This window comes from Francisella salimarina, assembly GCF_007923265.1.
Taxonomy (GTDB): Bacteria; Pseudomonadota; Gammaproteobacteria; order Francisellales; family Francisellaceae; genus Francisella; species Francisella salimarina.
Genome location: NZ_VOJA01000003.1, coordinates 468,693 through 482,601, shown reverse-complemented (window position 1 = coordinate 482,601; position 13,909 = coordinate 468,693). Strand labels below are relative to the sequence as shown.

Here is a 13,909-nt window from a genome sequence, read left to right as displayed (position 1 = left end):
AACGCTTGATACACTATACAAGAGTCTATCATAAAAACCTTTGTATTTATAACCTATAAATATTAAAATACTCTGAGATATTACTTAATAAGTTACACTTTAACAAAAGTTTAAAGAGGAAAATTATGAAATTTAAAAAGATGGCTTTATTAACAGCTAGTTTGGTTGCAACTACAGCATTCGCAGCACCCAATATTTCTTCTAGCTCAGACCCATATTTTAATGGAGGTAACGGACTAGCACAGAAAGATATAATAGTAAGACCTGTAAATATTGAGCTAGATGCTCCAGCATGGGTAGCTATGAATTATCGCACTGGTGATGTAGTTAGTGAGAAAAATATGGATGTGAGAAGACCTCCTGCTAGTTTGACCAAAATCATGACATCTTATATTGTTGCCAGTGAAATCAAAGCAGGAAACCTTAGTTGGGATACTATGGTACCAATAAGTGCAAAAGCTGCTTCAACTGGCGGATCTAAAATGTATGTGAAAGCAGGAGCTAAAGTATCTGTTAAAAATTTAGTAACAGGAATGGATGTTGTATCGGGTAATGATGCTACTATAGCTTTAGCAGAATATATCGGTGGTACTGCCGATGCATTTACTGATCTTATGAATCAAACAGCAAAAGCAATTGGAATGAATAATACTCACTTTGCCAACCCAGATGGGTTGCCTGGAGGAGAACAGTATACAACTGCGCATGACATGGCATTACTAGCTAGATCTTACATATATAATTTCCCTGAAGCATATGAGATATACGATGACAGAGGTTTGGTTTGGAATGCTACAGAGCAAGAATCTGTAAGTATAGCAGATCGCAAGCAATGTTTACCTAAATTTGATCGTTCAAGCGGTAATGTTTTAGAGAGTTTTACTGCAAAAGGGCTAGACTCTCAAGCTCAAGATAAGTGCTCAAAACTATTCCCTAAAGGCGACAACTTTGTACTTCAAAACAATCGAAACAGGCTTCTATTCACTTTTGATGGTGCTGATGGCATGAAAACAGGCCACACAGATGCAGCTGGCTATTGCTTAGTATCCTCTGCAAAACAAGATGGCGAGAGATTCATCTCTGTAGTACTTGGTACTAGTAGCTCGGCTAAAAGAGATTCAGAATCTTCTAAATTATTGAGGTATGCTATAAGTAAGTACGAAAATGTCTTATTATACAAAGCTAACTCTCCAGTCACAATAAGTGCTGATAACATCCCTAACGCCAAAGCTGGACAAAAGATAACTGTAGCCTCAACTCAAAATATTTATAAAACCGTACCTAAAACTTATATTCCATTCTTAAAGCAAGGTATTGTGTTTACATCCGGATTAAAAGCTCCAATTAAAAAAGGACAACCAGTAGGTGAACTAGTCATAACTCTTGGAGACACTAAAGAAAAAATAGCAAGTGTACCAGTGATATCTATGAATGATATATCACAAAGAGGTTGGTGGTAACCCTAAAATAAGAGGATTTATAATGTCTGAAGATAATAACAGTAATCAGCCAGAAACTTTTTTTGAGTTTCCCTGTCAATTTCCAATAAAGATTATGGCAAACCCACAGAAAGAGACTGTTGAATTTATTCTTAAAGTCTTTGAAAAACATGTTCCAAAACATGATGAGATTGATTTTAATACCAAAGAAAGTAAAACTGGTAAATATATATCTATTACAGCCATATTTACAGCTGATAGCAAACAACAGTTAGATAATATTTACAAAGAAATTTCTAGCCATCCTGAAGTACACATGGTTTTATAATAATCGTTACTCTATGAAAGAAGATATCATAATTAGAGATTTAGGATTACAGCCATACTCTAATGTTTTTGAACGAATGGCTGATTTCACAACCGAACGTGACAATACTACTAAGGATGAGATTTGGCTTGTTGAACACCTGAGTGTTTTTACACAAGGAAAACATGGCAAATCCAAACATATCCTAAATCCGCACAATATACCTATTGTTGAAACCGATAGAGGTGGACAAGTTACATATCACGGTCCTGGTCAAGTTGTAATATACTTTATGCTTGATATAAAAAGAAATAAACTTGGTGCAAAAAAATTAGTTGATGTAGTAGAGCAAGCCTGTATCAATATACTTCAAAAGCACTATAATCTTGACCCTCACATTATTGAGAATGCCCATGGCATATATATTGATAATAAAAAAATAGCTTCTCTTGGCTTAAGAATAAAGCAAGGTAAAAGCTACCACGGCATTGCTATAAATACTAAAATGGATCTTACGCCATTTAGTTATATTAACCCCTGTGGATATAGTGATTTAGAGATGTGCCAGCTATCGGACTTTATCGATAACATTGATACTAAAATAGTTCAAAAACAATATGTCGATGAGTTTATAAAACTAATTAAAGCTTAACCAAGATTTAATTATTTATTTCAAGCTGCATTTTTATGCAGATCTTCTTTAACATTTCTTAAGAATCTTTTCGATTGAACTTTATCACCAAATATATCGTACTTAATAGATAACGTTGATGAATTGTCAGCTATTCTAGTCACACTAATACTAAACGTCCCTTTGAATCTCTCCGAGTTAACATCGCCATCAATCTCTGATGCTTGATTAGTTATAATATTCTTAGTAATAGTGACACCTGGCATTTCCCTAAGAACGTGCAAAACTGAATTGCTAACATCTATAACAGAGTAGTCAAGGTTCTCAGAGTATGACGCAGCTTGATCAACACCATAAACACCTGCTCCAATTAATAAACAGCTGTTAAGACTAAAGATACTTGATATTAGTATAAATAATAATACTATTTTTTTCATCATAAAATTGAGTAAATAAAAATTAGCAAAAATATAGCACAGCTAAGTATAAAAAGCCATTTTAGTTGAGAAGTTTATTAATAAGAAAATTTATAAAAATGTTTTTAAGAATGCCGATCTTGATGGATGCTTTAGCTTTCTAAGAGCTTTTGCTTCAATCTGCCTAATACGTTCTCTGGTTACATTGAACTGCTTACCTACTTCTTCAAGAGTATGGTCCGTATTCATACCAATACCAAAACGCATCATAAGAACTTTTGCTTCTCTTTCAGTTAAACCCGTATCAATAAGCTCCTTAATAGCCTCTCTTAAGTTCTCTAAGTTTGCTGCCTCAATTGGGGAATAATTATTCTTATCCTCAATAAAGTCACCTACTGTTGAATCTTCATCATCACCAATTGGACTCTCCATAGAAATAGGAGTATGCGAGATATTAAGAATTTTTTTAAGCTTATCCTTAGTCATATTTGGAGTGTATTCAATAATCTCCTCTTCTGTAGCCTCGCGTCCTTTCTCTTGAAGTATTTGACGTTTAATTCTATTAACTTTATTGATAGTTTCAATCATATGAACTGGAACTCGAATTGTTCTAGCTTGATCCGCAATAGAACGAGTGATTGCCTGACGAATCCACCAAGTTGCATAAGTTGAAAACTTAAAACCTTTTCTGTAATCAAACTTATCAACAGCCTTCATTAGACCAATATTACCTTCTTGTATAATATCCAAGAAATGCAAACCTCTATTAGTATATTTTTTAGCCTCTGAAACAACTAGTCTTAAGTTTGCTTCTATCATTTCTTTTTTAGCTTGAGTAATTTTTGCTTCACTCTTAGAAATTTCAACATTAACTTTTTTAAGTTCTTCAACTTTCATCATCATCAGAGTCTGAAATTGATTAATTTGCTTAGTTAAGTTATTAATTTCTTTGATAGTATTATCTGTAAATTTATATTTTTTAGTTAAAGGCTCCAGCCACTCAACAGAGCCAATTTCATATACCTTGATAAACTCCTGACGAGGAGTTTTTGATCTTTCTACGCACAATCTAAGTATTTTTCTCTCGAACTCTTTAACTCGAGCATAAGGGAGTCTAATGTAGTCAACCAATTTCTGCAAGTGAGAAGTAGATAACCTTAAACATTCAAACTCTTTGACTATTTTGTTATATAGCTTTTTATTAGGTTTTTCCTGGTACTCCTCAAACATTTTCTCAAGGTTTACAAAGAAATTATATGCTCTTTGAGTATCAATCTTCTCATCATGATCATCTTCCGCAACTTTTTCTTCTGTAATCTGCTCATCACTGAAGCCCGCTATAATTTCATTAAAGCGAATATACTTAGCTACAGACTCATCTTCAATATCTTGTGATGACATGTAATCATCAGCTTTTTCTTCTAATTCACGAAAGCGTTCAATATAAGTTTTAATAACTATTGGGTAACTCAAAATAGTACTAAAAACTTCCGTAGTACCTTCTTCGATTCTGATGGCGATATCAGTCTCACCTTTTTTATCTAAAAGATCTACTATACCCATTTCTCGCATATACATACGGATAGGATCAGAAGTCTTACCTTTCAAATCATCTAAGTTCGCCTCACTTACTTTTCGTTCATCATCTTCATCTAATTGAGGAGTTCTATCATAAACATCAATACCAGCATCTATAAGTATAGCTTCTATTTCTTCATACTTTTTAGGATCGTCTGACACATCTCCTGGTAATGCATCCAGAATGTCTGCTCTAGTTAAATAACCTCTTTCTTTACCATCAACTATCAAATCTTTTAGATCAGAAAGTAAATCTTCTCTTGTCATCTATTAATACTCCAATAGAATTTTTTATATTTTATTACCTAATTTTGCTACTAAATACTTACGTTCCATCTCTTGAACATCTGTCCTAAAAGGTAGAGACCCTAAATGATTAAGCTGCTCTTTTACACTATTAGCTTCAACCCTTTTTAAGTCATTTAATATCTGACTGCAATACTGTTCACCATCAGATTTTTTTCTAGCCTTGTTAATGCCATAACTCAATAACTCAAAGAAATACTCTCTATAGTCAGGATAGTCCTCTGCCAAAAACTGTATCAATACCACAGTTTCTATTTGATTAGATGAGTCTTCTTTTAAAATTTTCAAGCTTTTTACAAGAATATCAAGATTTTTTGAAGTAGAAAATATTTCAAAGTCATTTTCTTTTAGTAGAATGCGAAAATCATCAATATTAACAAAAATTTCAGCTAACACTACCTCTTCAAGTAAAATATTTTTTGAAAGCCTTTTTTGCTTAATCATATGATTACTCTTATTCATAGTATCAATACTAAATTTTTGCTTTCCTAGCTTGATTAATCTTTTTACTTGATCAGAACTAATATTTATTTTCTCTGAGACGGTTGATACAATACTCTCTGAATAAATATTTTCATCAACATCAGATAAAAAATCTTTTAAATTCTCCAAAATTTCTGCTTTACACTCAGCTTTAGAAATATCTCTATTGCCTATTATATGTCTTATTATAAAATCTGAAACCAACAAAGAGTTATCTAGTTCACTCTGGAAACTTATCAACCCATGTTCTTTGATATAATCGTCAGGATCCTTTCCTTCCTTTAGAGTAAGTATTCTAAGTTTTTTATTACCATCTAAAATAGGTAAAATTATTTTAATACTTCGGATAGCCGCGTTTTGTCCAGCACTATCGCCATCAAAGCAAAGTATCACTGAGTTACTCTCACGGAATAATATTTTTGCATGATTTTGTGAAAATGCTGTTCCTAACGTTGCCACAGCAGAATAAAAACCATATTGAGCCAACCCAACAACATCCATATACCCCTCTACAACAATAAGACTTTGATTTGCCAACTCAGGATGTTGTTTTTTTCTCTCTCTATATTCATATAATCCATACAAAATATTATTTTTTTGAAAAACTATAGTTTCTGGAGAGTTCAAGTATTTAACTGTATCAGAATCATCAATCACCCTACCGCCATAACCAATAACGCTTCCTTGAATATTTCTTATAGGAAACATTATTCTATTGCGAAAACGGTCATAAACATTTCCTTTATCACTCTTTATTGAAAGACCTGTATCAATTAATATATCTTCAGATACATTGACAGATTTAGCAAGCTGGGTAATATTATTCCAACCTTCCGATGAATATCCAATACCAAACACTTTAGCTAATCCACTATCGATTCCTCTTTTCTTAAGATACTCTATAGCTTTTTCTTTTGATACTGAATTACCAAGATTCCAACGATAATATTTTTGAGCTATCGCTAAAAAACCAATACACTTATTAAAAAGATGTTCTCTTTGCAAATCTTCTTGTGAATAATTCTCATATTCAATGGGTTTCCCCACAATCTCTGCTAAATTATTAACTGCTTCTACGAAGTCTAAATTATTTATTTTTTTAACGAAAGTTAAGGCATCTCCAGATACACCACACCCGAAGCAATGAAAAAATTTCTTTTGAGTATTAACATAAAATGAAGGCGTTTTTTCATTATGAAATGGACAACATGCTTTATAATTTTTTCCAGATTTCTTGAGGTTGACATATCTAGACACAACATCTGCAATATCAGCACTTGCAACAAGCTCTTTTATAAAACTATTTGAAATCTTTTTTGCCATACTGATAAAATCTAAAAGTTAAGATAAGTTTGACTTTACTATAGCACTCACTTTACTCATATCTGTTCTACCAGCAAGCTCTTTTTTTACACTAGCCATTATTTTACCCATTTCTTTCATTGAGGTAGCTCCAACAGATTCTATTGCTTTTTGAACAATAGTCACAACCTCTTCATCACTAAGCTGTTTGGGCATATATTTAGTCAAGATTTCAATCTCTTTTTTTTCACCCTCTGCAAGCTCAGCTCTTTCTGCTTGTATGTATTGATTATAAGAGTCTTGTCTTTGCTTGATCATTTTTGTTATTACAACTGTAACAATATCATCTGTAATATCAATTTTCTCATCAATTTGTTTTTGCTTAATGGCCGACATAGCCATACGAATAGTAGTTAATCTATTTTTATCTTTATTTTTCATTGACTCTTTCATATCAAGAGTCAATTGATCAAAAATTTGTGACATTTTAAAAAAGAATTCCTAGTGAAAGGGAGAGTTAAACTCTCAACGGTGAATTAAATAATATACTACCTTCTAGCCATCATATTGCTCTTGTAAGCTCTTTTGACAGCAGCAGCTTTCTTTCTTTTACGTGCCCAAGTTGGCTTTTCAAAGTACTCTCTACGACGTAGTTCAGATACTATTCCAGCCTTCTCACAAGATCTCTTAAATCTTCTAAGAGCAACATCAAAAGGTTCTCTTTCTTTAACTCTAACGCTTGGCATACCCTCTCACCTCACTTAAATGCCAGTTTAATTTAAATTTAACAAAACTACAGCTCTTTACCCAAAGCTGATAGACAAATTTACAGGCTATCATTCTACCATATAACAATATAAATGCAACATAGCTACAACTTATTTACACTAACCCAAAACCTATCTATATATTACACAGTACCCCCACTATATTTATAGTGTATAAAATGCTATTATTCCAAATTAAGAAATTAGAAACATATATAGGTTTATCACTTTGATAAAAAGAACTAAGCTTTTAGTAGCTATATCTATATTTGTAGCAAGCGCAAACCTATCTTACGCATCTACTCGTAGCGAAATACAATCTCTTGTAAAAAAGTATAACTTATCTAATGCTAAAATTGCTGTAGCAGCCCAAAGAACTATGACAGGTGCTGATCTGTATGCCTATGCTGAAAACAGATCAATGAAACCTGCAAGTAATAATAAGGTATTTACAATCGTCTCAGGATTATTTGCTATTCCTAGTAACTTTAGATTTACAACTACTGTTATGTATCCATCTAATAGAATATCAAACCATACTCTCTATGGTGATATGTATATAAAATTTACTGGTAATCCAGCCCTTACTGGTAGTCAGTTATCATCATTGATAAGAAAGATAAAAACAGAAAAAGGAATATCTAAAATTACAGGCGATGTATATCTTGTTGGTGTATTTTCAGGACCATATATCCCTAGGGGTTGGTCTAAAGAAGATAAAACATTATGCTATGGTGCACCGGCTTCTAGCTTTACATTAAATAGAAACTGTACTGTTATAAAACTAGTTAAAAATCCAAATAGTTTAACTACTAGAGTTGTAGAGCTTAGCAATGCTAGCAACATTGACATAAAAAATTCAGCTAAATATACAAGTGCAACAAAGGCTACGATTTTATCAATGAATGATGATAACGTGGTATATATAAGTGGATATTTATCTAGAACAGCTGAAAAAATGTTTAAACTGGCAATTAGAAACCCTGCTTTAAAGACAGTAGATACTGTTAATGATTTTTTAAGTTCTAGTGGAGTAAAACATGGTAAGGTACTTATTGCTAGTGATATTCCAGCTGGTTATGAATCACAAATAACAACAAGATCAGCAACAATTGGACACTTCTTTGACCAAACTCTTAAACACTCTGACAATTTATATGCAGAAACTATACTAAATACTATTGGTTTACAAGAAAAAGGAATTGGCTCAACTAAAGCGGGTACTGAAGCTGTTCAAAGCATCTTATATTCAAAACTAGGATTAGACACGTCTGCTTTGACTATGTATGACGGATCTGGATTATCACATCTGGATAGAGTTAGTCCTGAATTTATGGTTGATTTCTTGACTAAAACTTTTAACAGTAAAGTTGGTAAACAATTCTATAATTACCTACCTTCATCTGGAATAAGTGGTACCATCGCATATAGAATGGGAGGCAAACTGCTTGGTCGAGTACATGCAAAAACAGGTACATTATCTGGAGTATCAACACTATCAGGCTATGTTTTAACTGCAAAAAACCATCGCATCTCATTTTCGATCATGCTAAATGATCTCAAGTACTCTGATCGTTACAATGCTCGTAGATTCCAAGATAAAGTTGTGGATGTTTTTTATAGGAATTTATAATGAAAAAGATAGTAAAACTAATACTGATTACCACAGTCATATTACTCTTGGGTTCTTGCTCAACAGAGCCTCCAAAAAATATAAACAATGCGTGTAGTATAATCCACCAATATCCTGACTGGTACTACGACATGATAGACTCCTACGATCGTTGGGGGATACCTCTAAATATACAAATGGCATTCGTACGTCAAGAATCTTCATTCAGGGCTGATGCACAACCTTCTATGCAATATTATTTTGGCTTTATTCCAAAAGGTAGAGCATCCAGCGCTTATGGTTATGCACAGGCTCTAGATGGCACATGGGAGCATTACAAGAAAGAAACTAAACAATCTTTTGTCTCACGTTCTGATTATGCTGATGCTGTAGATTTCATAGGTTGGTATTTAAACAATGTCCATAATAAAACAGGTATAAGTAAAACAAATACTTATGATTTATATCTTGCATACCATGAGGGTATTGGAGGATATAGAAGAGGCAGTCATAGAAATAATTCATTCTTAAAAAACTATGCCCGTAAAACCGCTGATGTAGCTCAAAAATATGCTATACAATTACAAAACTGTGAAGTACCTCGCAAACCCCTACTGTCATATATTTTCTAAAGGTAAGTTATGAAATCAAATATTTTTAAGCATACTGTAAATATTCGCTTTGCTGACACTGATAAATATGGACATGTAAATAACTGTACCTACTTTAACTATTTTGAAGAAGCTAGAACAACATGGGCATATGAAAATAGTGGATTAATGTCTTGGGCCACTCAAAACTCTATCCAACTTGTAATTACAGAACAAACCTGTAAATACATCTTACCACTACTACACCCTAATAAGATTGAAGTAACTCAACATATTACTAAAATTGGTGCAGTAAGCATCGAATTTGATTATGAGATACGCTTAATTAATAATGAACAAGTTATTACAAAAGCAAGTGCTAAACTTGCATGTTACAATACAAAGACAGGAAGATTACAAAAAATACCTAATGAACTAAAAAAGATGATTTTAGAAAAAAATGACAGAAACTAATAAACAACTTTTAAAAAAGCTAGAAAAACAAATACTTAGAAAAACAGCCCAAGCAATTAATCAATACAACATGATTGAAGATGGCGATAAAATAATGGTGTGCCTATCTGGCGGTAAAGACTCATACTGTTTGCTTGAAATGCTTTTATTACTCCAAAAGAAAGCTCCTATAAAATTTGATATCATAGCTGTAAACTTGGATCAGAAGCAACCAGGATTTCCTGAAGAGATTTTACCTAATTATCTTAGAACTAAAGATATAGAATTTAATATCATTGAAAGAGATACTTATAGTGTTGTCAAAAGAGTTATACCGGATGGTAAAACTACATGTGGATTATGCTCGAGAATGAGGCGCGGCATTCTGTATGATTTTGCTGAGGAGAACAATATTACAAAAATTGCTTTAGGACACCATCGTGATGATGTCATAGAGACATTTTTTTTAAATCTCTTTTATAACGGCACTATTAAATCAATGCCTGCGAAATTATTAAGTGATGACAAACGTAATATTGTAATTCGTCCCCTTGCTTTTGTAAGTGAAAAAGAAACACTAGAATATTCTGAACTAAAAAATTTCCCGATAATTCCTTGTAACCTATGTGGTTCACAAGATAATTTGCAAAGAGTATTTATAAAAGATATGCTTAATAGATGGGAGAATAACAACCCTGAAAGAAAAAATGTTATATTCAAAGCTCTATCAAATATTTCTCCATCTCAAATGTTAGATAAAGAGCTTTTTGACTTTTTTAATATCACAAAAGATGATATTCAAAGATAAATAAGGAGATAAGATGAAACTAAAAAAAATAGTTGCGATAATGTCATGTACTGTCCTAGGAATAGCAATTGGTTCATGCTCAACAAAAGAAACAACTAGTGAGACTAAAACTCAAGCTATAGCTACTAGTACTCAAACTCAAACTCAAACTCAAACTCAAACTCAAACTCAAACAAAGGATACTTCAATTAATAACAGTTTAAAAATGGGTTCTGATGCAAGTTATGTAGTCGGATACCAGGTTGGGTCTGGAATTGCTAGACAAGATTTTGGGCTATATGACAAACAAACAGTCGCAGGTTTTGCTGATGCTCTCAACAATGAGAAGCCTAGAATTTCTGAAAGTCAAATTAGAAGAAATATGGAAACTCTAAAAGATAGGATGATTAAAAAGCAGTTAGATATAGCTAAGCTAAATAAGGTCAAATCAGATGAGTTCATGTCGCAAATTGCTAAAATGGATAATGCTGTCGAAGTAAATGATGGTGTTTACTACCAAATGATTAAACAAGGTGATGGTAAAAAACCTTCCGCAGATAGCACAGTAACTATTGCTTACAAAGGAACAACACCAGTAATAGCTTATGAGGACGACAAATCAAAGCTTAATGATGTAAAAGAAGGTAAACTCATAGGACCAAGTTTTGACTCAAGTGAAAACGCAACCTTTCCTCTTAGAAACCTAATAGAATGTTGGAAAGACGCTATTCCTAAGATGCCTAATGGTTCTACTTTTATATTATACTGTGCTCCAAACAAAGCTTATGGAACTAGAGCGCCTGCTACAATAGGACCTAATCAAGCGTTAACTTTCGAAATTACACTTAAAGATTTTAAATAATAACTAATTTTTTCTCTTCACAGCTAAATCACACAGCAAGATCATAGCTTGCTTATATTCTGATTCTGGTAAGAAACTTATCGATTCTTTTGCTTTATCAGCATATTGACATGCAACTCGATAAGAGTATTCAACAGCGCCACTATTTTTAACTATAGCTATAATTTCGTTTATGTCATAGTTTCCTTTTTCAATGGCTTCTTTTATTTTCTGTTGTTCTTGATTTGAAGTATTTGCTAACGCATAAATCGTTGGTAGCGTCATTTTACCTTCATCTAGATCATCACCAATATTTTTACCCAGACTTTCTGCATCAGAAACATAGTCTAATACATCATCAGCTATCTGAAAAGCATTCCCCAAATAGACACCATAGTTTTTAATACTATTTTGAAATTTACTATAACTTTGCCTATCAAGGCTAATTACACCAGCTAACTCACATGATGCTTCAAATAATTTAGCGGTTTTACAATATATGACATTAGTGTAATCTTCCTCTGTCAAATCAATGTTTCTAGCGTTTAATAGTTGAAGCACTTCACCTTCCGATATTTTATTAGTAGCATCTGCTAATATTTGCATAATTTGCATATTATCTAAACCTACCATCATCTGAAAAGCTCTAGAGTATAGAAAATCTCCGGTTAATACACTTGCAGCATTGCCAAAAACATTATTAGCTGTCTTTTTGCCTCGACGTAGGTGCGAATCATCAACTACATCATCATGTAGAAGAGTTGCTGTATGAATAAACTCTATAATTGCAGCACATGCTAGATGATCTTTGCCAGTATAATTTAGAGCTCTAGAAAATAGCATCACTAACAAAGGCCTAAGTCTTTTGCCACCACTATTTATGATATAGTGACTAATTTGATTGATAAGAACAACATCTGATGAAAGAGAGTTGATTATAAACTCATTGTTATTTTCAATATCTTGTTTAATTAACTTCTGAATATCTTTTAAGCTTTGCATTTTATTTATATATTTTAAGACTTTGAGTTAGTTAGATTTAAGAATAAAGTAGCAGAATATATTTATCAACCATATTTAGTTGATATTATCTAGTTGTCTTCATCTTTTGAAATTCTGAAATGTTTTAATATCTCTTTATCTTCTGAGGTTAAAGACTGATCTTTACTATTAGCCCCATCATCAAAGCCTTTAATAAACTCTTCACAATTTTGTTTGTTTATAACAATCATCTTTTTTAGTTTTGACTTGTATTGAGTTGCAATAATCATTCCCACTTCATAAGAATCTTTATCAGAAATTTTATTTATATCAGGTTTATGATCTAAAATAGTATCATCAAAACCTGAGATGAAGTCTTTTTTAATAATTTCTTGATTCATAGCACTAAAACTTTTATGTGAAGCTTTACCCAGTGCATCACCAATTGAATAAGCTGTATATGTTTTTGAGGTATTATCCAATGCAAATACTAGAGAGCAAGCACCTAAAGCTAATATACACACTAAAGATTTAATAATTTTTTTCATACTTTAATTTTTTCTAAAAATACTAATCACTAATTTTAACATAAAACACGTGATGTTCTATAACTCTAGTTTATAGAAGTATTTAATATTTGCTTTGAAAGCATTCCTTTATAATAGAAATATTGAATAATTTGTATAGATACCAAAATAAGTAGGCAACTAGATACTATTACAGATACAATAGGCCATCCTAAAAATATAGCACTATTTATATCACACATAAGACTAAGTACAGAAAGCCCTAAATAGAATATACTAAACCCTTCTGCTTGTTTTTGGCGAAAATTTTTATATATCTGAGGTAACCAATATACATTATATATTACCCCACTAATTGAGCCACTCCATAACAAAGTCTGTTGGCTCAGCGATATAAATTTGACTATATAAATAACAATCAGTAAGAATAACAAAATAAACACAGTATGTATAAATATATTTCTCTGCCTTCTGTCATTTAAGATTTGAAGTTGCTGGACTGTTAAAAAGCTTAAAAGAATAATATCAACTAAGATATATTGCCATTGCATATTAAACCCTATCGCATATATAAGATCTAGAGAATTAGCAAATATCATTAACGAATGAGTCCAGAGACTAATTTCAAATGTCTTATGCTTGAACTGATTATGGATGGTTTGTGGTAAAAAATGAATAAAATATATTACTAATGATATGTTTAAAGTTATATAACCTAAATATTCCACGGTTAATCTCCTATTATTTCTAAGTTAAATAATAAGAATTTGAATGATATTTATAGAAAATAATCAAACAAACTCCCTACGCTAATACTAATTAGATCAGGTACAAAGGGTTATTTTCTCAGCCATCTTATTCGAATAAGATAGCACCCCTGTTGTCTTTA

General features: G+C 32.1%; 16 protein-coding genes and 1 riboswitch. Of the genes, 8 read left to right on the top strand and 8 right to left on the bottom strand.

Annotated elements, in window-relative coordinates:
* The first annotated feature begins 125 nt into the window (after positions 1-125).
* The 3 genes from FQ699_RS04720 to lipB are packed head-to-tail and all read left to right on the top strand — an operon-like array spanning position 126 to position 2,398.
* Positions 126-1,460, top strand: coding sequence for a D-alanyl-D-alanine carboxypeptidase family protein (locus FQ699_RS04720; RefSeq protein WP_146421335.1), 1,335 nt, complete (start codon positions 126-128; stop codon positions 1,458-1,460).
* Between the two features lie 22 nt (positions 1,461-1,482).
* Positions 1,483-1,767, top strand: coding sequence for an HP0495 family protein (locus FQ699_RS04715; protein ID WP_013923177.1), 285 nt, complete (start codon positions 1,483-1,485; stop codon positions 1,765-1,767).
* 13 nt (positions 1,768-1,780) lie between these two features.
* Positions 1,781-2,398 carry a lipoyl(octanoyl) transferase LipB gene (gene lipB, locus FQ699_RS04710; protein WP_146421334.1) on the top strand — a complete coding sequence of 206 codons (618 nt, stop codon included), beginning with the start codon at positions 1,781-1,783 and terminating at the stop codon, positions 2,396-2,398.
* A 20-nt stretch (positions 2,399-2,418) separates the two neighbouring features.
* On the opposite strand, the gene FQ699_RS04705 is transcribed toward lipB, so the two are convergent.
* The 5 genes from FQ699_RS04705 to rpsU form a co-directional block, all read right to left on the bottom strand.
* Entirely contained in the window at positions 2,419-2,817 is a 399-nt protein-coding gene (locus tag FQ699_RS04705) for a DUF3568 family protein (protein WP_146421333.1), read from the bottom strand.
* Positions 2,818-2,904: 87 nt separating this feature from the next.
* Positions 2,905-4,638, bottom strand: a complete 1,734-nt coding sequence (gene rpoD, locus FQ699_RS04700) for an RNA polymerase sigma factor RpoD (protein WP_013923180.1) — start codon at positions 4,636-4,638, stop codon at positions 2,905-2,907.
* 24 nt (positions 4,639-4,662) lie between these two features.
* Positions 4,663-6,483, bottom strand: coding sequence for a DNA primase (gene dnaG, locus FQ699_RS04695; protein ID WP_146421332.1), 1,821 nt, complete (start codon positions 6,481-6,483; stop codon positions 4,663-4,665).
* A gap of 18 nt (positions 6,484-6,501) precedes the next feature.
* A complete protein-coding gene (locus FQ699_RS04690; RefSeq protein ID WP_146421331.1) occupies positions 6,502-6,948 on the bottom strand; it encodes a GatB/YqeY domain-containing protein in 447 nt (148 codons plus the stop codon).
* 62 nt (positions 6,949-7,010) lie between these two features.
* Positions 7,011-7,208, bottom strand: a complete 198-nt coding sequence (rpsU, locus tag FQ699_RS04685; RefSeq protein ID WP_013923183.1) for a 30S ribosomal protein S21 — start codon at positions 7,206-7,208, stop codon at positions 7,011-7,013.
* A gap of 250 nt (positions 7,209-7,458) precedes the next feature.
* Between rpsU and dacB the strand changes: the two genes are divergently transcribed.
* The 5 genes from dacB to FQ699_RS04660 are packed head-to-tail and all read left to right on the top strand — an operon-like array spanning position 7,459 to position 11,533.
* Positions 7,459-8,862, top strand: a complete 1,404-nt coding sequence (gene dacB / locus FQ699_RS04680; RefSeq protein WP_013923184.1) for a D-alanyl-D-alanine carboxypeptidase/D-alanyl-D-alanine endopeptidase — start codon at positions 7,459-7,461, stop codon at positions 8,860-8,862.
* Positions 8,862-9,473: a transglycosylase SLT domain-containing protein gene (locus tag FQ699_RS04675; RefSeq protein ID WP_146421330.1), complete on the top strand. Its 612-nt coding sequence runs from the start codon at positions 8,862-8,864 to the stop codon at positions 9,471-9,473. Before dacB ends, FQ699_RS04675 begins: the two co-directional genes overlap by 1 nt.
* A gap of 9 nt (positions 9,474-9,482) precedes the next feature.
* Positions 9,483-9,905 carry an acyl-CoA thioesterase gene (locus FQ699_RS04670; protein WP_146421329.1) on the top strand — a complete coding sequence of 141 codons (423 nt, stop codon included), beginning with the start codon at positions 9,483-9,485 and terminating at the stop codon, positions 9,903-9,905.
* Positions 9,892-10,692, top strand: a complete 801-nt coding sequence (ttcA, locus tag FQ699_RS04665) for a tRNA 2-thiocytidine(32) synthetase TtcA (RefSeq protein ID WP_146421328.1) — start codon at positions 9,892-9,894, stop codon at positions 10,690-10,692. The genes FQ699_RS04670 and ttcA overlap by 14 nt, the downstream gene beginning before the upstream one ends.
* A gap of 13 nt (positions 10,693-10,705) precedes the next feature.
* Positions 10,706-11,533 carry an FKBP-type peptidyl-prolyl cis-trans isomerase gene (locus FQ699_RS04660; RefSeq protein WP_146421327.1) on the top strand — a complete coding sequence of 276 codons (828 nt, stop codon included), beginning with the start codon at positions 10,706-10,708 and terminating at the stop codon, positions 11,531-11,533.
* Between the two features lie 3 nt (positions 11,534-11,536).
* Here the strand turns inward: FQ699_RS04660 and FQ699_RS04655 are convergent, their stop codons facing one another.
* From FQ699_RS04655 to FQ699_RS04645, 3 genes are all read right to left on the bottom strand, one after another.
* The gene (locus FQ699_RS04655; RefSeq protein WP_146421326.1) at positions 11,537-12,514 is read right to left on the bottom strand and encodes a polyprenyl synthetase family protein; all 978 of its coding nucleotides are present in this window, start codon (positions 12,512-12,514) and stop codon (positions 11,537-11,539) included.
* Between the two features lie 89 nt (positions 12,515-12,603).
* On the bottom strand, positions 12,604-13,041 hold the full coding sequence (locus tag FQ699_RS04650) for a hypothetical protein (RefSeq protein ID WP_146421325.1): 438 nt from the start codon (positions 13,039-13,041) through the stop codon (positions 12,604-12,606).
* A 65-nt stretch (positions 13,042-13,106) separates the two neighbouring features.
* The gene (locus FQ699_RS04645) at positions 13,107-13,748 is read right to left on the bottom strand and encodes a PQ-loop repeat-containing protein (RefSeq protein WP_146421324.1); all 642 of its coding nucleotides are present in this window, start codon (positions 13,746-13,748) and stop codon (positions 13,107-13,109) included.
* A 55-nt stretch (positions 13,749-13,803) separates the two neighbouring features.
* A riboswitch (TPP riboswitch) is annotated at positions 13,804-13,909 on the bottom strand.